The 23,295-nt window shown below is 60.8% G+C and carries 8 protein-coding genes; 7 read left to right on the plus strand and 1 reads right to left on the minus strand.

Annotated features, from left to right (window positions below; all coding sequences use genetic code 11):
• Nucleotides 1-73: 73 nt before the first annotated feature.
• On the minus strand, nucleotides 74-13,915 hold the full coding sequence (locus tag ACYZTY_RS29335; RefSeq protein WP_461956527.1) for a retention module-containing protein: 13,842 nt from the start codon (nucleotides 13,913-13,915) through the stop codon (nucleotides 74-76).
• Nucleotides 13,916-14,271: 356 nt separating this feature from the next.
• Between ACYZTY_RS29335 and ACYZTY_RS29340 the strand changes: the two genes are divergently transcribed.
• From ACYZTY_RS29340 to ACYZTY_RS29370, 7 genes are all read left to right on the plus strand, one after another.
• Complete coding sequence (locus ACYZTY_RS29340; RefSeq protein WP_461956528.1) at nucleotides 14,272-15,624, plus strand: TolC family outer membrane protein; 1,353 nt, start codon at nucleotides 14,272-14,274, stop codon at nucleotides 15,622-15,624.
• A gap of 36 nt (nucleotides 15,625-15,660) precedes the next feature.
• Nucleotides 15,661-17,817: a type I secretion system permease/ATPase gene (locus tag ACYZTY_RS29345; protein WP_461956529.1), complete on the plus strand. Its 2,157-nt coding sequence runs from the start codon at nucleotides 15,661-15,663 to the stop codon at nucleotides 17,815-17,817.
• Nucleotides 17,807-19,174, plus strand: a complete 1,368-nt coding sequence (locus ACYZTY_RS29350) for an HlyD family type I secretion periplasmic adaptor subunit (RefSeq protein ID WP_461956530.1) — start codon at nucleotides 17,807-17,809, stop codon at nucleotides 19,172-19,174. Before ACYZTY_RS29345 ends, ACYZTY_RS29350 begins: the two co-directional genes overlap by 11 nt.
• Before the next feature lie 322 nt (nucleotides 19,175-19,496).
• Nucleotides 19,497-20,384 (plus strand): TauD/TfdA dioxygenase family protein, encoded by an 888-nt coding sequence (locus ACYZTY_RS29355; protein WP_461956531.1) that lies wholly within the window; start codon nucleotides 19,497-19,499, stop codon nucleotides 20,382-20,384.
• Nucleotides 20,385-20,401: 17 nt separating this feature from the next.
• The gene (locus ACYZTY_RS29360; RefSeq protein ID WP_461956532.1) at nucleotides 20,402-21,427 is read left to right on the plus strand and encodes an ABC transporter substrate-binding protein; all 1,026 of its coding nucleotides are present in this window, start codon (nucleotides 20,402-20,404) and stop codon (nucleotides 21,425-21,427) included.
• Between the two features lie 5 nt (nucleotides 21,428-21,432).
• Nucleotides 21,433-22,293: an ABC transporter ATP-binding protein gene (locus tag ACYZTY_RS29365; protein WP_461956533.1), complete on the plus strand. Its 861-nt coding sequence runs from the start codon at nucleotides 21,433-21,435 to the stop codon at nucleotides 22,291-22,293.
• A gap of 20 nt (nucleotides 22,294-22,313) precedes the next feature.
• Nucleotides 22,314-23,180: an ABC transporter permease gene (locus tag ACYZTY_RS29370; protein ID WP_438658301.1), complete on the plus strand. Its 867-nt coding sequence runs from the start codon at nucleotides 22,314-22,316 to the stop codon at nucleotides 23,178-23,180.
• The last annotated feature ends 115 nt before the right edge of the window (nucleotides 23,181-23,295 follow it).

Consider the following 23,295-nt stretch of genomic DNA (forward strand, 5'->3'; position numbering starts at 1 on the left):
CGACGAAATCGTCACCGGGGGCATGCGCGCAAACGTGACGGCCGCCCCATAAGGGCGGCCGTTTTTCGTTGGATCAGCTGTTGTTGTGGTCGACTTTGATGGTCGGGTCGCTGCCGGCAATCAACGTGTGAATGTTGGCACTGGACCAGTTGTTGCCTTCCAGTTTGATCGTCACATCCGGCGTTGCGGCGGCCGCATCGCCCGAGTTGAACTTGCCGCCGGAACTGACTTGCAACGATGACACGCCATCCACGGTGCTGATCTTCAGGAAGTTGTCGATGGTGCTGCCGGTTTCGCCTTGCAGCAGATCGCGCAGGTCGATGCGATCACCTTCGCTCGCCTTGAAGTCCTTGATCACGTCGCTGCCGGTATCGCCAGCCTTCCAGACGAAGGTGTCGGCGCCCGAACCGCCAATCAGGATGTCGTTGCCCTGACCGCCCATCAGCGAGTCGTTACCCGTGCCACCGAGCAGAATGTCATTGCCCTTGCCGCCGTCGAGCAGGTCATTGCCCCCCGAGCCGAAGAGAATGTCATTGCCCGCACCGCCCAGCAGCGTGTCGTTGCCGTCATGGGCACCGGACACATCGAAGGCGCTGTAGTGCTCGGTGATGTACTGGTGCACGTTGCTGGTCGAGACTTTGCTGACGTCCACGCCGGACTCTTTCGCGACGAACGCCTGGATCGCCGGATAACCCTCGCCGGCAATGCCGTTGAAGCTCACCAGATCACCGAACAGGATGTCGTTGCCGTCGCCACCATTGACCGTGTCGGAACCCGGCATGGTTGCTTCGGTGTGGCCGATGATCGAGTTGGCCAGGTCTTTCGGATCGATGTTGGTTTGCGGCGTCTTGTCCGTGTCGTACGGCTTGAGGTCGTTTAGGGTGACGTCTTTGTTCAGGCCGATGGCTTCTACCGTCGAAACCTTGCCCAGCAGCGCGAAGCTGTCGGTGGAGTTGTCGATGGCGCTGGAGCCGGTGCTGCTGCCGTTACCATCGCGATAAGACAGCTCGTACGTGCCGTTACCCTCGGCGCGAATAGTGCCCAGTTCGTCACTGCTCCAGTAACCGCCCTTCGAGTTCTTGTACGTCTGCAGCGTGACGGTGCCGGAGTTATCGATGGTCAAGTAGTGAGTGCTGTCCAGATAGCCGGAATAGGTCTGACCCAACTTGTAATTGGTGGTGGTGATGACGTCATCGAGCTTCACGTTGCCGAACAGGGTCGGGTTAGTCTGCTCACCGCTCTGGTAGTAGGTCGGCTTACCGTCGGTGATGAAGTACGTGAGGTTCTTCGCCCCGGTGTTCGCCACGGCGTCGGCACTCTGGAACCAGTTCGCCGTGGTTTTGAACACGTCCTCGTAGTTGGTGCCGCCGCCGGAAACCATGGAATCAAGCACCGCGTTGAGCAGGATCAGCGCATTCGGATCATTCAGGTTCACCGAGACAGACTTGTTGACCTGGTTGTCGAAGTCCGCGAGGAAGATGTTCACGGTGCCGGAGTTGCCACCCATGCTCTGCTTGAGGGTGTTGAACACCGAGGTCAGCGAGTCCTTGGCGGCGCTGACCGACGACGCGCTCATGCTGCCTGAGCTGTCGACCATGAACGCGATGTTGTAGTTGGTGCCCGGCACCACGGTCAGCCCGCCAATGTCGGCGACCATGATGTCGTTGCCGTCGGTGCCGGTGATGGTGTCGTCGGCCGCGGTAGCGGTGACGGCGTTGTAGACCGTCGGGTAAACCGTGACCGGGATCGTCGCGGTGCTTGTCGCCGAGCCGCCGAGGACCTCGGTGGAGGTCGAGGTCACGGTCAGGTTGAACTGGCCGTTGTAGTACGGCGGCGGGGTCACGGTCAGGGAACCGAGGTTCCAGCCGGTGACGTTGGCTTCACCCGACGTGGTGCTGGCGGTGAAGGTGTGGCCGGCGCCATCGGTAAGCACCGAGCCTGCCGGGATGCCGCTGATCTTCACGATCAGGCTTTCGGAGCCGTCGGTATCTGTGAGCGCAGTCTTGATCGCAGACAGGTGAACGCTGGTGCCTTCGGCCGCTTCGTTGAGCTTGTAGCCGTCGTAGTAGCCTTCGCCGTTTGTGCCGTGCAGGTCGGAAACCGTCACGCCGGAAGCGGCCAGATCTGCTACGCCAGTGTACAGCGGCACGCCAGCGCTGCTCAGGTCGACCGCTGCACCGCCGTTGACCGACAGGTTGACGTCATAGCTGCCCGGGCCGCTCTGGTTGTGGTGGTAGATGTCCAGCGTGTAATAACCGCTGGTGGTCGGGATAAACGAACCGCTCAGTTTGCCGCCCGCACCCCACGTGATCGCCGCGACGTTTTTGCCGCCGATGGTCACGAGCAGGCTGTCATCGCCGGTACCGCTGAAGGTGTAAGTCTTGCCTGCTTCGAGGTAGATCAGGCCGGAGGTTTTCGACGCCGTGCCGGCCGCGACGCTGCCGTCGGACTGCACATTGGTCACCGTGCCACTGGTGTTCGGTTTGCCCGCGCCATCGATGACGCTTTTCAGTGTGCCCGAAGAGGCGCCGCTGCCATCGGTGCCGAGGCCCGACAGGCCGGTCCAGACTTCTTTGATCAGCCCGGTGGATTTGACGCTGTTGTCCGCAACGCTCAGGGACGGAGCATCGGCAACGGGCGTGATGTCGATTTTGATCGTGCCGGTGTTGCCCAGCAGCGAACCGTCGGTTGGCTGGAACTTGATCTGTGCGTAGTCCGTCAGATTGTTGCCCACGCCGGTGCCGCCGTAGCCATTGGCGCCGGATTCGTTGGCATCCGGCAGGAAGCGCACTTTGCCCGCGTCGATGTCAGCCTTGGAGAGGGTCTGGTTGGTCGTTACGTCGGTCCAGGTCGAGCCGTTCAGGTACTGCAATTTGCCTTCGCCCGGCAGGCCGGTGATTTTCACACCGAGGCTGGCGGCAGGGCTGTCGACATCGCTGACGCCGAAGGTCGACCAGCCGAGGATCAGCGGGGTGTCCTCGGTGCCGGTGACGTTAACCGGTGCGGCGGCCGGTGCATCGTTCACTGCCACGACGTTGACGGTGGTGGTCGCGGTGTTGGAGTAGTTGCTGCCATCGGTCACCGTCACAGTGATGATCCGCGGCACGGTGCTCGGGTCTTCGCTGCCGTTGGTGAAGCTGATGTTTTTGATCTGTTGCATGTAGTCGGCCAGCGTCGCGTTGCCGGACAACGTCAGCGTGACGGTGCCATCCTTGCTGTTGGCATTGATGGTGATGCCGTTGACGCTGTTGCCCAGGTTCAGCGCATCGCCCGGCTGACGGTTGGTCAGCACGATGGTCGCGCCGGTCAGCATGGCGCTGTCCGCGTCGGTGATTTTCAGGTCGATGTCACCGATCGATACGCCTTGGCCCGTGGTGCCTTCGGTGAAGGTCACGTTGTAGTTGGCTCCCGTGGCACCGCTGGAGTTGTTGGCATCCAGGTCGAGCACAGGCGGCGCATCGTTGTCGATGATCGAGGTGTTGACGCTGCCGTTGGCCGCGCTGATCGCCAGGTTCTCGAAGTTACCGCCGGTGGCCGAATCGATCTTGACCACGAAGTTTTCAGTGCCTTCGGTGATCCTGTCGTCCAGGGTCGCGACGTTGAAATTCGCCGTGCTGGCGCCCGCCGGAATTTTCACGGTGTACACGCCGGTGAAGTCCGAACCGTCGGCGGCGGTGCCGCTGTAGGTGATCTTCAGGGTGACTTCGGTCTGCGCCGGATTCGTCAGGCTGACGGTGTAACTGGCGGTCTGGCCTTCGGTCACCGACGTGCTGCCGGTGATGCTCACTTCGGTCTTGTCGAGGGTGTCGGTGACGTTGGTGACGGCTGCCGTCGGGCTTTTGACCAGATTCTCGAAATTGCCACCGGTGGTGTTGCTGATGGTCGCCTGGACCGTGCCCGCGTCTTTGTAAACGTCGTCTTTCGGCGCGGCAAAGCTCACGGTGCCCGTGGTTTTGCCGGCGTCGATGGTGATCACCGCGCCATTGCTCAACGTCACGGTCACCGGTGTGCCGGCGGCGTTGGTCAGGGTGGCGGTGTAGATGATCTGGCCGCCTTCGGCCACCGAGTTGCTCGCACTCAGCGACACAGTGGTCGTGTCGGTGGTGTCGGTCACGGTGGTGCTGACCGGGGTTTTGTCGGCAACCAGATTTTCGTAGTTGCCGCCGCTGACGTTGGTGATCGAGTTGGTCAGTGGTGTGTGGCCGCTCAGTGCATCGTTTGGCGCGAGGGTGGTCACGAAGCCGGTGGTTTTACCGATGTCGATGGTGATTGTTTGGCCGTTGGCCAAGGACACGGTGACCGGGCTGCCAGTCACTGCCGCGCCAACTGTGGCGGTGTAAGTGACGGTGCCGCCTTCAGCGGCCGAGGCGGTGGCTTTCAGGGTCACGGTCGAGGTGTCGAGAGTGTCGGTGACACTGGTAACGACCGCGGTTTTGTTCGGAACCAGGTTCTCGAAGTTGCCGCCAGTCGCGGTGGTGATGTTCGCCTGGACTCTGCCGGCATCGATGTAGACGTCGTCTTTTGGCGCATCAACGGTCACGGTGCCGGTGGTTTTGCCTGCGTCGATGGTGATAACCGCGCCATTGCTCAACGTCACGGTCACAGGTGTGCCGGCCGCGTTGGTCAGGGTTGCGGTGTAGACGATCGAACCGCCTTCAGCGACCGAGTTGGTCGCGCTCAGCGACAGGTTGGTCGTGTCGGTGGTGTCGGTCACGGTGGTGCTGACCGGGGTTTTGTCGGCAACCAGGTTTTCGTAGTTGCCGCCGCTGACGTTGGTGATGGCGTTGGTCAGTGGTGTGTGGCCGGTCAGTGCGTCGTTTGGCGCGAGGGTGGTCACGAAGCCGGTGGTTTTGCCGATGTCGATGGTGATGGTCTGGCCGCTAGCCAACGACACGGTCACTGGCGAACCGGTGACCGGCGCGCCGACGGTGGCGGTGTAGGTGACGATGCCACCTTCAGCCGCAGTGCCGGTAGCGGTGAGTTTGACAGTTGACGTATCGATGGTGTCGGTCACATAGGTAACCGCAGCTGCCGGGTCTTTGACCAGGTTTTCGAAATTGCCGCCGGTGGCGTCCTTGATGGTCGCTTCGACTTTGCCGGCATCTTTGTAGACGTCGTCGGCCGGTGCCTTGACGGTCACGGAGCCAGCAGTTGCGCCCGCAGCGATGGTGATTACGGCGCCGTTGCTCAGGGTCACGGTCACTGGTGTGCCGGCCACGTTGGTCAGGTTGGCGGTGTAGACGATCGAACCGCCCTCAGCAACCGAATCGGTTGCTGTCAGGCTAACGGTGGTGGTGTCGGCAGTGTCAGTCACCGAGGTATCCGCCGACTTGCCGTCGACATCCAGCTTCTCGTAGTTGCCGCCCTTGGCATCATCAATCTTGACGCTCAGGGATCCACCGCCAGCCAAGGCATCATTCGGTGCAACGAAGTTCACACTGGCGCTGCTGGCGCCAACCGGAATGGTGATGGTCTGGCCGTTAGACAAGGTCACGACGACCGGCGAACCGGTCACCGGAGCAGTGACGGAAGCGGTGTAAACCACGGTGCCGCCTTCAGCAACAGCGGACGTGGCGGTCAGGCTGACCGTCGAAGTGTCGACGGTGTCGGTCACATAGGTAACCGCAGCCGCCGGGTCTTTGACCAGGTTCTCGAAATTGCCGCCAGTCGCATCCTTGATGGTCGCTTCGACTTTGCCGGCGTCTTTGTAGACGTCATCTGCAGGCGCCTTGACGGTCACAGAGCCGGCAGTCGCACCAGCGGCGATGGTGATCATCGCGCCGTTGCTCAGCGTCACGGTCACCGGCGTGCCGGCCGCATTGGTCAGGTTGGCGGTGTAAACGATCGAACCGCCTTCAGCCACAGAATCCGTCGCGCTCAGGCTAAGAGTCGTAGTGTCAGCCTTATCGGTAACCGAGGTATCCGCCGACTTGCCATCGACATCCAGCTTCTCGTAGTTGCCGCCCTTGGCATCATCAATCTTGACGCTCAGGGAACCACCGCCGGCCAAGGCGTCGTTCGGTGCGGAGTAGTTGACGCTGGCGCTGCTGGCGCCAACCGGAATGGAGATGGTCTGGCCATTCGAAAGGGTCACTACGACCGGCGAACCGGTTACTGGCGCGGTGACGGATGCGGTGTAAACCACGGCGCCGCCTTCAGCCACGGAAGAAGTCGCGGTCAGGCTGACCGTCGAAGTGTCGACGGTGTCGGTCACATCGGTAACCGCCGCCGCCGGGTCTTTGACCAGGTTCTCGAAATTGCCGCCAGTCGCATCCTTGATGGTCGCTTCGACTTTGCCGGCGTCTTTGTAGACGTCATCAGCAGGCGCTTTGACGGTGATGGAACCGCTAGTAGCGCCGGCCGCGATCGTGATGACTGCGCCGTTGCTCAGGGTCACGGTCACTGGCGTGCCGGCAGCGTTGGTCAGGTTGGCGGTGTAAACAATCGACCCACCTTCAGCCACCGAATCAGTCGCGCTCAAGCTCAGCGTCGTGGTGTCCGCGCTGTCGGTCACTTTGGTGACGACGGCCGAGCGGTCGGTGTCCAGTTTTTCGAAGTTGCCGCCAGAGCTGTCTGCGATCGCTGCCCTGACGGGCGAAGCGCCGGCGTAGACGTCATTCGGCACGGTGTACGGCGCCGAACCGCTGGACTCGCCGGCCTTGATGTTGATCACCAGGCCGTTGTTCAGCGTCACGGTCATGGCCGTGTCGGCCGGATGGCTCAGCGTGGCGGTGTAAGTGATCTGGCCACCTTCGCCGACGGTGCTCACATTGGCACTGAGTTTCAGCGTGGTGGTGTCGATGGTGTCGTTGACGGTCGTGGTGTGGGTGGTCTTGCTGACGTCGAGTTTTTCGAAGTTGCCGCCGTCGGTGCTGGTGATGCCGACGGTGATCTTGCTGCCGTCCTTGTAGACGTCATCGGCCGGCGCCGGGACAGTGATGAAACCCGACTTCTCGCCGGCCTTGATCACGACGCTCTCGCCGTTGCTCAGTTTGACCGTCATGTCAGTGCCGGCGGCATTGCTGAGTTTGACGGTGTAAGTGATGGTGCCACCCTCGACCACGTAGTCGCTGGCGGTCATGGTCACTTTGGTGGTGTCCAGGGTATCGCTGATGGCGGTCGAGGTCGGGGTCTTGTCGGCGACCAGATTCTCGTAGTTGCCGCCGGCTACATCCTTGATGGCATTGGTCAGTGGTTCGTGGCCGACCACTGCATCGTTCGGCGCTTTAACGGTGATCGAAGCATTACTTTCACCGACCGCGATGGTGATTTTTTCACCATTGGCCAACGTGACGATCACGTCCTTGCCAGTGACCGGCGCGGTGACGGAAGCGGTGTACACCACGTTGCCGCCTTCGGCAGTGGCAGACGTTGCCGTCAGACTGACCGTCGATGTATTGATCGTGTCAGTCACTTCAGTGATGGCTGGTGCCGGGCTGGTCACCAGGTTTTCGAAGTTGCCGCCGCTGGCATCCTTGATGGTCGCTTCGACTTTGCCGGCGTCTTTGTAGACGTCATCGGCTGGTGCCTTGACGGTCACGGAGCCGCTGGTGGCGCCGGCCGCGATGGTGATCACGGTACCGTTCGACAGATTCACGGTGACTGGCGTGCCGGCGGCGTTAGTCAGGGTCGCGGTGTAGACAATCGAACCGCCTTCCGCAACCGAGTCGGTAGCGCTCAGGCTAACGGTGGTGGTGTCTGCGGTATCAGTAATCGAGGTGTCAGCCGACTTGCCGTCGACGTCCAGCTTCTCGTAGTTGCCACCCTTCGCATCATCGATTTTGACGCTCAGGGATCCGCCGCCGGCCAAGGCATCGTTCGGCGCAACGAAGTTCACGCTGGCGTTGCTGGCGCCAACTGGAATGGTGATGGTCTGGCCGTTGGACAGGGTCACGACGACCGGCGAGCCGGTGACCGGAGCGGTCACGGACGCGGTGTAAACCACGGTGCCGCCTTCAGCGACAGAGGAAGTCGCGGTCAGGTTTACCGTCGAGGTATTGATGGTGTCGGTAACGTCAGTCACTGCCGGAACAGTGCTCGGCACCAGGTTCTCGAAGTTACCGCCACTAGCGTCTTTGATAGTCGCTTCGACTTTACCGGCATCTTTGTAGACGTCATCGGCAGGCGCTTTGACCGTCACAGAGCCGACAGTCGCGCCGGCCGCGATGGTGATCACGGCACCGTTCGACAGGTTCACGGTCACCGGGGTGCCGGCAGCGTTAGTCAGGGTCGCGGTGTAGACAATCGAACCGCCTTCAGCCACCGAGTCCGTTGCGCTCAGGCTCAGGGTGGTGGTGTCTTTGACGTCGGTTACCGACGTGACCGCCGGAGTTTGATTCGCCACCAGGTTTTCGTAGTTGCCGCCGGTGGTGCCGTCGATTTTCACGCTCAGCGAACCGCCGCCAGCCAGAGCATCGTTCGGTGCAACGAAGTTAACGCTAGCCGAACTCGCGCCAACCGGGATGGTGATGAACTGGCCGTTGGACAACGCCACCACCACCGGAGAACCGGTCACTGGCGCATTGACCGAAGCGGTGTAAACCACCGTGCCGCCTTCGACCGTGCTGGCCGTGGCAGTCAGGGAAACGGTGCTGTTGTTGATGGTGTCGGTCACGTCGGTGACCGCTGGCGTCTTGTCGGCGACCAGGTTTTCGAAGTTGCCACCGGTGGTTTTGGTGATGCTGGCTTCGACTTTTCCGGCGTCTTTGTAGACGTCATCCTTGGGTGCGGCGAAGTTCACCGAACCTGTGGTGGCGCCTTTGGCAATGTTGATCACCGCACCGTTGCTCAACGTCACGGTCATGGCGGTGCCAGCGGCATTGGTCAGGGTCGCGGTGTAGACAATCGAACCACCCTCGGCGACCGAGCCGGTGGCGCTCAGGCTCAGGCCGGTAGTGTCGGCCGAATCGGTAACGGTGGTGACGGCAGGCGAATGATCAGTGACGACTTTTTCGAAGTTGCCGCCGCTCTGGCTGGCGATCGTCGCCTGGACTTTGCCGCCGTCGATGTACGGCGTGTTGGCCGGTGCGGCGAAATTGACCGAACCGGTGGTGGCGCCGGCGGCGATGTTGATCACTGCGCCGTTGCTCAACTTCACGGTCATCGCCGTGTCCGTCGGGTTGCTCAGGGTGGCGGTGTAGGTGATCTGGCCACCTTCGCTCACGGTATGGCTGGCCGACAGGGACAGGGACGTGGTGTCAACCGTGTCTTTGACGGTGGTGCTTACCGACGCCTTGCTGATGTCGAGTTTTTCGAAGTTGCCACCGCTGGCGTCAGTCATCTTGACGGTGAGCTTGCCGGCATCCTTATAGACGTCGTCGCTTGGCGCCGCGATGGTGACCGAACCGCTGGTCTTGCCCGCCGCGATGGTGATGGTTTCGCCGTTGCTCAGCTTGACGGTCACCGGGGTTTGCGCGGCGTTGGTCAGGGTCGCGGTGTAGGTGATGTGCGAACCTTCGAGTACAGACTTGTCAGCGCTGAGGGTCAGCTGTGTGGTGTTAGTGGTGTCGGCGACGTTGGTCACGGCCGGGTTCGGGCTGGTCACCAGGTTTTCAAAGTTGCCGCCGGCGGCGTCCTTGATGGTGACTTCCAGTTTGCCAGCGTCTTTGTAGACGTCGTCTTTCGGCGCGTCGACGGTCACGGTGCCGGTGGTTTTGCCGGCCGCGATGGTGATCACGGCACCGTTGCTCAGGGTCACAGTGACTGGAGTGCCGGCCGGGTTGGTCAGGGTCGCGGTGTAAACGATCGAGCCACCCTCATTGACGTTGCCAGTGGCGGTCAGCGAAAGAGTGGTGGTGTCGATGGTGTCGGTCACGCTGGTACTGACCGGGGTTTTATCGGCGACCAGGTTTTCGTAGTTGCCACCGCTGACGTTGGTGATCGAATTACTCACCGGCGCATGGCCGCTCTGCACATCGTTCGAGACCACGGCGTTGACGGTGCCGCTGCTGGCGCCGACCGCAATGGTGATGGTCTGACCGTTGGCCAGCGTCACGATCACAGGCGAACCGGTGACCGGTGCGCCGACCGAGGCGGTGTAAACCACGGTGCCGCCTTCAGCCACCGTGCTGGTGGCCGTCAGGGTGACGGTCGACGTGTCGAGGGTGTCGGTGACGCTGGTCACGGCGGCTGCCGGGTCTTTGACCAGGTTTTCGAAGTTGCCGCCAGTCGCGTCCTTGATGGTCGCTTCAACTTTGCCGGCGTCTTTGTAGACGTCATCGGCAGGTGCCTTGACGGTCACGGAACCGCTTGTGGCGCCAGCGGCGATGGTGATCACCGCGCCGTTGCTCAGGGTCACGGTGACTGGCGTGCCGGCCGCATTGGTCAGGTTGGCGGTGTAGACGATGGAACCGCCTTCAGCGACCGAATCGGTAGCTGTCAGGCTAAGAGTGGTTGTGTCCGCAGAATCAGTCACCGAGGTGACCGCCGACTTGCCGTCGACATCCAGCTTCTCGTAATTACCGCCCTTGGCGTCGTCGATTTTGACGCTCAGCGAACTGCCGCCAGCCAAGGTGTCGTTCGGTGCAACGAAGTTCACACTGGCGCTGCTGGCGCCGACCGGAATGGTGATCGTCTGGCCGTTGGACAGCGTCACGACAACCGGCGAACCGGTCACAGGAGCAGTGACGGACGCGGTGTACACCACGGTGCTGCCTTCAGCGACAGAAGAAGTCGCGGTCAGGCTGACCGTCGAGGTATCGACGGTGTCAGTCACATCAGTCACGGCCGCAGCCGGGTCTTTGACCAGGTTTTCGAAATTGCCGCCAGTCGCATCCTTGATGGTCGCTTCGACTTTGCCGGCGTCTTTGTAGACGTCATCGGCAGGTGCCTTGACGGTCACGGAACCGCTTGTGGCGCCAGCGGCGATGGTGATCACCGCGCCGTTGCTCAGGGTCACGGTGACTGGCGTGCCGGCCGCATTGGTCAGGTTGGCGGTGTAGACGATGGAACCGCCTTCAGCGACCGAATCGGTAGCTGTCAGGCTAAGAGTGGTTGTGTCCGCAGAATCAGTCACCGAGGTGACCGCCGACTTGCCGTCGACATCCAGCTTCTCGTAATTACCGCCCTTGGCGTCGTCGATTTTGACGCTCAGCGAACTGCCGCCAGCCAAGGTGTCGTTCGGTGCAACGAAGTTCACACTGGCGCTGCTGGCGCCGACCGGAATGGTGATCGTCTGGCCGTTGGACAGCGTCACGACAACCGGCGAACCGGTCACAGGAGCAGTGACGGACGCGGTGTACACCACGGTGCCGCCTTCAGCGACAGAAGAAGTCGCGGTCAGGCTGACCGTCGAGGTATCGAGGGTGTCAGTCACATCAGTCACGGCCGCAGCCGGGTCTTTGACCAGGTTTTCGAAATTGCCGCCAGTCGCATCCTTGATGGTCGCTTCGACTTTGCCGGCGTCTTTGTAGACGTCATCGGCAGGTGCCTTGACGGTCACGGAACCGCTTGTGGCGCCAGCGGCGATGGTGATCACCGCGCCGTTGCTCAGGGTCACGGTGACTGGCGTGCCGGCCGCATTGGTCAGGTTGGCGGTGTAGACGATGGAACCGCCTTCAGCGACCGAATCGGTAGCTGTCAGGCTAAGAGTGGTTGTGTCCGCAGAATCAGTCACCGAGGTATCCGCCGACTTGCCGTCGACATCCAGCTTCTCGTAGTTGCCGCCCTTGGCGTCGTCGATTTTGACGCTCAGGGATCCACCGCCAGCCAAGGCATCATTCGGTGCAACGAAGTTCACACTGGCGCTGCTGGCGCCGACCGGAATGGTGATCGTCTGGCCGTTGGACAGCGTCACGACAACCGGCGAACCGGTCACAGGAGCAGTGACGGACGCGGTGTACACCACGGTGCCGCCTTCAGCGACAGAAGAAGTCGCGGTCAGGCTGACCGTCGAGGTATCGAGGGTGTCAGTCACATCAGTCACGGCCGCAGCCGGGTCTTTGACCAGGTTTTCGAAATTGCCGCCAGTCGCATCCTTGATGGTCGCTTCGACTTTGCCGGCGTCTTTGTAGACGTCGTCGGCGGGTGCCTTGACGGTCACGGAACCGCTGGTGGCACCGGAGGCGATGGTGATTACGGCGCCGTTGCTCAGGGTGACGGTCACTGGCGTGCCAGCCGGATTGCTCAGGGTCGCGGTGTACAGAATCTGACCGCCCTCGGCCACTTCGGTGGACGCCGACAGGCTCAGGTCGGTGTCGTCCCTGGAGTCGGTAATGGTGGTCAGCGCCGGCTCGGTGCTCGGGGTCAGTTGCTCGAAATTGCCGCCGGTGGTCCCGGTGATGGTGGTGCTGACGGTGCTGCCGTTGTTGTAGACGTCATTGGCGGCGGTATCGACGGTCACGCTGCCGGTGGTCTTGCCCTCTTCGATGGTGATGACCGAGCCATTGCTCAAGGTCACGGTCATCGGCGTGCCGGCCGGGTTGGTCAGTGTCGCGGTGTAGGTGATCTGACCACCTTCGACGACGGTGCCAGTGGCGGTGAGGCTCAGGCCGGTGTTGTCGACCGAGTCGGCAATGGTGGTGACGGCTGGCGTGGTGCTCGGGGTCAGCTGTTCGAAATTGCCGCCAGTGGTCCCGGTGATGGTGGTGCTGACGGTGCTGCCGTTGTTGTAGACGTCATTCGACGCGGTATCGACGATAACGCTGCCAGTGGTCTTGCCCGCTTCGATGGTAATGACCGAGCCATTGCTCAAGGTCACGGTCATCGGCGTGCCGGCCGGGTTGGTCAGTGTCGCGGTGTAGGTGATCTGGCCACCTTCGACGACGGTGCCAGTGGCGGTGAGGCTCAGGCCGGTGTTGTCGACCGAGTCGGTAATGGTCGTGACGGCTGGCGTAGTGTTCGGGACCAGGTTCTCGAAATTGCCGCCGGTGGCGCCAGTGATCGTGGTGCTGACGGTGCTGCCGTTCTGATAGACGTCGTTGACCGGCGTGTCGACGTTCACGGAACCGGTGGTTTTGCCGGCTTCGATGGTAATGGTCGAACCATTGGACAGGGTGACAGTGACCGGCGTTTGAGCCGGATTGGTCAGGGTGGCGGTGTAAGTGATCTGGCCGCCTTCGGTGACGTTGGCACCAGCGGTCAAGGTGACCGTGGTGGTGTCGACGGTATCGGTAACCTGGGTCACGGCCGGGGTTGTCGGCGGGGTGACGGTGATGCCGTTGCCGCCCGTGGTGCCGGTGACGGTCACGTTGATCTGGGTCGGGTCGTTATAGACGGTGTCGTTTGGTGCGAGCGGGACGTTGACGGTGCCGGTCAACTGGCCGGCCTGAATCACGATCACAGAGCCATTAGACAGAGTGATGGTCAGGTCGGTCAGCGGTGCCTGGGTCAGGGTCGCGGTGTAAACCAGCACGCCGCCCGCTTCGGTAATGGTCGGCGTGGCGCTGAGGCTCAGGGTCGATTCGCGTTGCACGTTGGCGCTGGTGTTGGCCGTCTGCCCGCCGAGGGTGTTCTGGGCGGCCAGTGCCGCAGTCGTGAGGCCCGCCGTCGGGAAACCAATGGTCGGGTCGACCCGGCCAGCGGTTGCATCCAGCATCACGAAGCTGTGACCGCCACCTGCCGCACCGCCCGAGCCCGCAGCTGTCGGGCCGGCTGCGGTGGCTTCGAGTTCAGTGGTCGGGTCCGCGCCGGCAGCGATGGCTTGCTGCAGTTCTTCAACCGATGGCGCGGCTTGTGCAGTGGCTTCTGACAGGTCAGTGCTGGAATCCGGGTCAGCGGCGCTCCATTGAGTGTCGCGGCCCAAGTCCAGGGTCCGGCCGTCAGCCAGTTCGAGCGTAATGGCGCCAGCGGCGCCCGTGTCTACCTGATCGCCGACAAACAACCGGTCGCCTTCAACGAGTACGCGGCGAATGCCCTCTGGGGACACCGCGAAAACCTGACCGACAATGCTTTTGACGATGGCAACAACACTGCTCATTGAAGACTCTCCGGGTGTCACGTTCAGTTGACTTCCATAAACCTGATGGCGTGTAGCCAATCAGTCTGGACGTACTTTCAAAATATTAGAGGCCAACTTTGACGTGGGTAATCGTCAACTAATTGGCTATATTTTTTCGCTATAAACTATATGCCAAACTATTGACCTTAGTGTTGTCATCCTAAACACTCGTCCCAGTAATGTCACATTGATATTTAGGTAACTGCCCGCCTCCAAGAGTGTGACCCAGTTCCAAATTCCAACTTTCCGACACACGGTCATTCCGATGGTCATCATCCGATGCAGCGGCACGTTCTGCAGTGATTCAAGACAAGCAATTCCGGGAAATTCCAACCATGCGTTTGCACCTGTTCAAGGCTTTACCCTTCGCCCTTGCCGCCAGTTTTGTTCAGGCGCAGTCACTTCCGGAGGCCATGCAACAGGCGTTGGATGACCATCCGGAGATCCAGGCAGGTGTTAATAGTCGATTGGCCGCGGATTATCAGTTAAAGGCAGCAAAAGGTGGATACCTTCCCCGGGTCGATCTGCTGGGCGGTTACGGTCGCGAAGGCACTGACAACGTCACCACGCGTGCTGCCGGCAACAACAATCACTGGGAAACCCTGAACCGCAGCGAGTCAAGTTTGCGCCTGTCGCAAATGGTCTTTGACGGTTTTGCGACGTCCAGTGAAGTGGGGCGTCAACAAGCCACCGTTAATTCCCGCGCCTATTCTTTGCTGGGCACGTCCGAACGCACCGCGCTGACCGTGGCCCAGGTTTATCTGGATGTACTGACCCGCCGCGAATTCGTGCGCCTGGCCACCGACAACCTGAAAAGCCACGAACGCATTTTTGACCAGATCAAGTTGCGCACCCAGCGCGGCGTCGGCAGCGGTGCCGACCTCGATCAGGCCGAAGCGCGTATGGCCCAGGCGCGCAACAACCTGATCACCGAACAGACCAATCTGGCTGACGCCGAGACCAACTTCCTCAGCGCCGTGGGCCAGATGCCCGATCAACTGGAGCGTCCTGCGGATTTCCTGGCATTGTTGCCAGCCAACTTGAATGAAGCACGCGCGCAGATGCTGGAAAACAGCCCGATCCTGCGCTCTGCCGAGTCCGACATCGCCGCGGCCGAAAAACAGTACGACGCCGCCAAGTCGTCCTTCTATCCGCGCTTCGATGCCGAACTGGGCCGCTCCGCCGACAACGATGTCGACGGTCAGAACGGTCACAGCAACGAATGGCAGGCCATGTTGCGCATGCGCTTCAATCTGTATGCCGGTGGCAGTAACAAGGCTGACCTGGAATCCAAGTCCTACCTGTCCAGCCAGGCACTGGATATCCGCAATAACGCGCTGCGTGTATTGAACGAAGAGTTGGGCCTGGCCTGGAATGCGTTGAACAACGCCAATGCCCAAGTGCCGATCGCCCAGCAATATGTCGATCACAGCACTAGCGTGCGCACCGCGTACCAGAAGCAGTTCAGCTTGGGCGAACGCACTTTGCTTGACCTGCTCGACAGTGAAAACGAACTGTTCACCGCTTCCCGTCGCCTGGCGGAGATCAAAAACATTCAGTTATTTACTCAGTACCGAATCAAGGCGACCATGGGCGAGTTGCTCAAGAGCCAGGGAGTGGTCGCACCGTTGGCGTCCGTTGTGCAGAACGACGTGAAGCCCAGGGTCCAGCTACCCGGGATGAATTGAGTCTTCCCTTTTTACTGTTAGCCAAGAGTGCCGAGCGTGGAATCAGAAGTCAGTCGAGTTCAACTCATTCATGATCCACGCGCGCTGCACGACGATCCGTTACTGGATGGTCTGCTAGCCCTTTGCACCTTGCATCAGAAGCCGGCCAGCGCCGCGATGCTGACCACCGGCCTGCCGTTGCCCAAGCAGCGCCTGAGCGTTGAGCTGCTGCCCCGCGCCGCCGCTCGTGCCGGCCTGCAAGGGCGCGTGCTGGTACGCAAGCTGGAGCAGATTCCGGCGATTGCGATGCCGGCGCTGTTGCTGCTCAAGGATGGTCGCAGTGCCGTCCTGCTTGGCTGGCACGGTGACGACCAGGCCCGCCTGCTGATCAGCGAAAGCGACGGCGGTGAAAGCCTCGTCAGTCGCGAACTGCTGGCCGACGATTACATCGGCAAAGTGTTCTTCGCTCAACCCCAGCACAAATTCGACGTCAATCACGGCACGCTGATCCCCCGCGCGCGCTCGTGGTTCCGCGACACCCTCAAGCGTTCGCGCTGGCTGTACGCCGACGCCATCGCCGCCAGTTTCCTGATCAACATCATCGCCATGGCCGCGCCGCTGTTCGTGATGAACGTCTACGACCGCGTGGTGCCGAACCAGGCTGAATCGACGCTGTGGGTGCTGGCCATCGGCATCACCGGGGCGTATCTGTTCGACCTGATCCTCAAGAGCCTGCGCAGTTTGTGCCTGGATCTGGCCGGGAAGAAAACCGACCTGATCATCTCGGCGACGTTGTTCGAGCGCATCGTCGGCATGGCCATGAAGTACCGCCCGGCCCGGGTCGGCAGCTTCGCCCAGAACATCCATGAGTTTCAGAGCCTGCGCGACTTCCTCGCCTCGCTGACCCTCACCAGCCTGATCGACCTGCCGTTTACGCTGCTGATCTTCATGGTCATCGCCATTCTCGGCGGGCACTTGGTATGGATTCCGGTGCTGGCGTTCCCGATTGCCCTGCTGATCGGCTATGCGCTGCAGAAGCCGTTGGTGGCGACCATGGAGCGAACCATGGCCCTGGGCGCCGAGCGTCAATCGAGCCTGATCGAAACCCTCGCCGGCCTCGATGCGGTGAAGGTCAACAACGCCGAAAGCGAGCGCCAGTATCAGTGGGAACAGACCATCGGCACCCTCAGTCGCCTCGAACTGCGGGTGAAAATGCTCTCCGGATTGGCGATGAACATCACCTTGCTGATCCAGCAACTGGCCGGGGTGATCATGATTGTCTTCGGCGTGTACCAGATCATCGCCGGCAACTTGAGCATGGGCGGTCTGATTGCCTGCTACATGCTCAGTGGCCGCGCGCTCAGCCCGCTGGCTTCGTTGTCCGGCCTGCTGACCCGCTACCAGCAAGCGCGGGTGACCATGACCTCGGTCGATCAAATGATGGAGCTGCCGCAGGAGCGCAACTTCGAAGAGCGCCCGTTGAGCCGCAAGGTGCTGCAAGGCGCCATCGAATGCCGGCAGATGAACTTCACTTACCCGAACCAGCAGAACGCGGCGCTGAACAACATCAACCTGAGCATCAAGCCCGGCGAGAAGATCGGCATCATCGGTCGCAGCGGCTCGGGCAAAAGCTCCCTGGCCAAACTGCTGGTGGGTCTCTATCAACCGGACGATGGCGCCTTGCTGGTGGACGGCGTCGACATCCGTCAGATCGACGTCAGCGAATTGCGCCACAACATCGGCTACGTGGCGCAGGACATCCAGCTGCTGGCCGGCACCCTGCGCGACAACTTGGTCTCGGGTGCGCGCTATGTAGAGGATGAAATGGTGCTGCAAGCCGCCGAACTGGCCGGCGTGCACGAGTTCGCCCGTCTGCACCCCCAAGGCTATGAACTGCAAGTCGGTGAGCGCGGGCAGAACCTGTCCGGCGGTCAGCGCCAGAATGTGGCCCTGGCCCGTGCGTTGCTGCTCAATCCACCGATCCTGCTACTCGATGAACCGACCAGCGCCATGGATAACACCGGCGAAGAACGTCTCAAGCAACGCCTCGCCGCGGTGATTGAAAACAAGACCGTGGTGCTGGTGACGCACCGGGCATCGCTGTTGTCGCTGGTGGATCGCCTGATCGTCATCGACCGTGGACAAATTCTCGCCGATGGCCCGAAAGCCGCCGTGATGGAAGCGTTGAAAAAGGGGCAGATCAGTGTTGCTTAAGTCGGGTTTCAAGGATTCGATCCGCCGTTACTTCAAAGGCTCCGAGTCGCTGCATGGCCAGCCTCTTCCCGAGGTCAATAAAGCCCTTATCGAAGACGCCCCGCGTGTGGTGCGGCTGACGATCTGGGCGATCATCGGTTTCTTCGTGTTCCTGATGCTTTGGGCCAATTACGCGGTGATCGACGAAGTCACCAAGGGCGACGGCAAGGCCATTCCGTCGTCAAAGATCCAGAAAATCCAGAACCTTGAAGGCGGTATCGTCTCCGAGCTGTACGTCACAGAGGGGCAGATTGTCGACGCCGGCGCGCCGCTGATTCGCCTGGACGACACGCGGTTTGCCTCCAACGTCGGCGAGACCGAAGCCGATCGTCTGTCGATGCTGCTGCGCGTGGAGCGCTTGAGCGCCGAGGTCGATGACCGTCCGCTGAACTTCCCCGCCGATGTGCTGAAGGCTGTTCCCGGTCAGGCGGCCAGTGAGGAGTCGTTGTACATCAGCCGTCGTCAGCAACTGCACGATGAGATCGGTGGTTTACAGGAGCAGTTGATCCAGCGTCAGCAAGAGCTGCGCGAATTCACCTCCAAACAGTCGCAGTACCGCAATGGACTGTCGTTGCAACGTCAGGAAATCAACATGTCCGAGCCGCTGGTGGCCCAGGGCGCGGTATCGCCGGTTGAGGTGTTGCGACTCAAGCGTGCCGAGGTCGAAACCCGTGGGCAACTGGATGCCACGACGCTGGCGATCCCTCGCGCCGAATCGGCAATCAAGGAAGTGCAGCGCAAGATCGACGAGACACGCGGCAAATTCCGCAGCGAAGCCCTGACTCAACTCAATGAGGCGCGTACCGACCTGAACAAGGCCCAGGCCACCGGCAAAGCGCTGGAAGATCGGGTCAGCCGGACGCTGGTGACATCGCCGGTACGCGGCATCGTCAACAAGCTTCTGGTGAACACCATTGGCGGCGTGATCCAGCCGGGCAGCGATCTGGTGGAAATCGTGCCGCTGGACGACACCTTGCTGGTGGAAGCGAAGATCCGCCCGCAAGACATCGCGTTCCTGCATCCAGGCCAGGAAGCGACGGTGAAATTCACGGCGTACGACTACACCATTTACGGTGGGCTGAAGGCCAGGCTTGAACAGATCGGTGCCGATACCATCACCGATGAAGACAAGAAGACCACGTACTACATCATCAAACTGCGCACTGATCGCAGTCACCTGGGAACGGATGAAAAGCCGTTGCTGATCATCCCGGGGATGGTGGCTTCGGTGGATATCATTACCGGTAAGAAGACCGTTCTCAGCTATTTGCTCAAACCGATTATTCGGGCGCGGGCCGAGGCGTTGCACGAGCGATAGTTCTCGAGCGCGGCTGATGGCCTCTTCGCGGGCAAGCCTCGCTCCTACAGGATTTGTATCGTTCACATATTTGGCATACGACACAAACCTCTGTAGGAGCGAGGCTTGCCCGCGAAGGCGGCCTCAAAAGCGTCACAATTCAAAAGCCATATCGTTATTCGCTAACGGTATTTAAATTTAGATTCTTATACCTATAAAGTCACTCTCCTGCGTACCTGCCGACCAATCGGCGCGCCGCACGACACGAACCAACACGGGACCTCCGTGAGTTTCTTGATCGACGTGCGCGCTTTGAAGCGTGCCATGCGTGGGAGTGATTTTTATGTCAGCCGTCTCTGCGTCACCCGCAATCGCGCCACAAACCTTCGACATTCGTCCGTTCAGCGGCGCTGTCGGTGCCGAAATCATCGGTCTGGATCTGTCCCGCCCGATCAATGATCAGGATTTCGCCCGCATCCACCGCGCGCACCTCGATCATCACGTCGTGGTGTTCCGCGACCAGCGCATTACCCCCGAGCAGCAAATCGCTTTCAGCCGTCGATTCGGCGTGTTGCAGATCCATGTGCTCAAGCAGTTCCTGCTGGCCGGCCACCCGGAAATCCTCATCGTTTCCAACATCATTGAAAACGGCCAATCCCTCGGCCTCGGGGACGCCGGCAAGTTCTGGCATTCCGACCTTTCCTATAAAGAATTGCCGAGCCTGGGCTCGATGCTGCACGCCCAGGAACTGCCCTCCGAAGGCGGTGACACGTTGTTCGCCGACATGCACAAAGCCTGGGACAACCTGCCCGAGGCGCTGCGTAATGCCGTCGAAGGACGCTCAGCCGCGCATTCCTACACGGCGCGCTACAGCGAGACCAAATTCGAAGGCAACTGGCGCCCGACCCTGACGCCGGAGCAACTGGCTCAAGTGGCCGAAGTGGTTCACCCGATCGTGCGCACGCACCCGGAAAACGGGCGTAAGGCCTTGTTCGTCAGCGAAGGTTTCACCACGCGCATCGTTGGTTTGCCGGAAGACGAGAGCAAGCAACTGCTTGATGAGCTCTACGCCCACAGCGTGCTGCCGCAAAACATCTACCGCCATCAATGGCAGGCCCACGACCTGGTGTTCTGGGACAACCGCTCGCTGATCCACCTCGCCGCCGGATGCCCAAGCCATCTGCGCCGCAAGCTGTATCGCACCACCATCCAGGGCGACGCGCCTTTCTGATTTGTCGGAGAACTTCCATGTCCAAACGTCTTCCTTTCGCGCCGCTGGCCGCTGCCATCGGTTTGGGATTCAGCCTGATCGCCGGCAGTCTGGTGGCGCCGACCGTGGCCCACGCCGAAGGTGAAATCCGCATCGCCGAGCAGTTCGGTATCGTCTATCTGTTGCTCAACGTGGTGCGCGATCAGAACCTGATCGAGAAGTATGGCAAGCAGGAAGGCATCGACATCAAAGTCGACTGGACCCAGCTGTCCGGTGGCGCGGCGGTCAACGATGCGCTGCTCTCAGGCTCGATTGATATTGCCGGTGCGGGAGTCGGTCCGCTGCTGACCATCTGGGATCGCACCCACGGCAAGCAAAACGTCAAAGCCGTCGCCTCCCTCGGCAACTTCCCGTACTACCTGGTGAGCAACAATCCCAAGGTCAAAACCATCGCCGACTTCACCGAAAAGGACCGCATCGCGGTGCCGGCGGTCGGCGTTTCGGTGCAGTCGCGCTTCCTGCAATACGCGGCCGCCAAGCAATGGGGTGACAAGGAGTTCAATCGCCTCGACAAGTACACCATTGCCGTACCGCATCCAGACGCCACGGCCGCGCTCATCGCCGGCGGCACCGAGTTGAGCGGGCACTTCTCCAATCCGCCATTCCAGGACCAGGCGCTGGAAAACCCGAACGTGCACGTGGTGCTGAATACCTATGACCTGCTCGGCCCGAACTCGCCGACGGTGCTGTTCGCCACCGAGAAATTCCGCGACGAGAACCCCAAAACCTATAAGGCCTTCGTCGACGCACTGACCGAAGCGGCGCAGTTTGCCCAGAACGATAAAGGCGCTGCCGCTGATACGTACATCCGTGTCACCAAGGCGAAAATCGACCGTGCCGCGTTGTTGAAAATCATCGATAACCCGCAGTTCGAATTCAGCGTCACGCCGAAAAATACTTACCCATTGGCCGAATTCCTCTACCGCGTCGGCGCGATCAAAAACAAACCGGATTCGTGGAAGGATTACTTCTTCCAGGACGCCAAACCGCTGCAAGGGAGCTGATCGAGATGAACGCCCCTTTGCAAGGCCACACGGCCAGCAACCCGATCGCAGCCGCCCAGGCACTGCTGTCCGTCGACAATGTCAGCCTGGAATACCGCACGCCGCAGCGTGTGGTTCGGGCGACGCATCAAGTCAGTTTTGAAATCGATCCGGCAGACCGCTTTGTGCTGCTGGGACCGTCGGGTTGCGGTAAATCTACGCTGCTCAAAGCGGTCGCCGGATTCATTCAACCGTGCGAGGGCGAGATCCGGCTGCAAGGGCAAACCGTTCATGCGCCGGGGCCGGACCGGATTGTGGTGTTCCAGGAATTCGATCAACTGCCGCCCTGGAAAACCGTCAAACAGAACGTCATGTTTCCGCTGCTGGCCTCGAAAACCCTCAAGCGCAAAGAGGCCGAAGAACGGGCGCTGCACTACCTGGACAAGGTCGGTCTGGCGGCGTTTGCCGATGCCTATCCGCACACCTTGTCCGGCGGCATGAAGGCGCGAGTGGCGATTGCCCGGGCGTTGGCGATGCAGCCGAAGATCCTCCTGATGGACGAACCCTTTGCTGCCCTCGATGCGCTGACCCGACGCAAGATGCAGGAAGAGTTGCTGCTGCTCTGGGAAGAGGTGCGTTTCACGCTGCTGTTCGTCACGCATTCCATCGAAGAAGCGCTGGTGGTGGGCAATCGCATTCTGTTGCTGTCGCCGCACCCGGGTCGGGTGCGGGCAGAGGTCCACAGCCATCAATACGATTTGCACAGCCTCGGCGGCGTGGCATTTCAGGAGTCGGCGCGACGCATTCATCGGCTGTTGTTCGATGAAGGCCAGTCGCCGGAAACCGAGCGTGAGCTGGATTTTTCCGACATTCGCATCGCTTATTGAGCCATTGAGAGGAGTACCCGATGAGCCATTTATCATCTGCGCGTGAAGAATTCGAAACCGTTTTGCAGCCATTGACCAGCGTGCCGGTGGAGCGGGAATTGCCGCTCGGCCAGCGCCTCTGGCAACAGGCCTGGCTGCGTAAGAGCCTGATCCTGATTTTGCTCGCGGTGCTATGGGAGGTGGTTGCCCGCGTACAGAACAACGACCTGCTGCTGCCGAGTTTTCTGCAAACCGGCAGTGCGCTGTATGACGGTTTGCTCAGCGGCGAACTGCTGGGCAAAGTCTGGATTTCGCTGGTGGTACTGCTCAAGGGTTACTTGATTGGCATCGTCCTGGCGTTTGGCCTGACCACGTTGGCGGTGTCGACGCAGTTCGGTCGTGATCTGCTGAGCACCTTGACCTCGATGTTCAACCCGCTGCCGGCGATTGCGCTATTGCCGTTGGCGCTGCTGTGGTTTGGTCTGGGGCAGAACAGCCTGATTTTTGTGCTGGTGCACTCGGTGCTTTGGGCGTTGGCGTTGAACACTTATGCCGGGTTTCTCGGCGTCTCGGAAACCCTGCGCATGGCCGGGCGTAATTACGGCCTCAAGGGCATGCGTTTTGTGCTGTTCATCCTGATCCCGGCGGCACTGCCGTCGATCCTTGCCGGTTTGAAAATCGGCTGGGCGTTTGCGTGGCGGACGTTGATTGCCGCTGAACTGGTGTTTGGCGCCACCAGCGGCAAGGGCGGGTTGGGTTGGTACATCTTTCAGAATCGTAATGAGCTGTACACCGACAAGGTGTTTGCCGGGTTGGCGGTGGTGATTTTGATTGGGTTGCTGGTGGAGAACCTGGTGTTTGACACGCTGGAGCGGGTGACCGTAAAGCGCTGGGGGATGCAGCGGTAAGTTCTGCGGTGTCTGAGCTGGCCTCATCGCGAGCAGGCTCACTCCCACAGTGGATTTCCATCGAATGCAAATTTTGTATTCAACACAAAACCCCTGTAGGAGTGAGCCTGCTCGC

The organism is Pseudomonas sp. LB1P83, assembly GCF_054897885.1.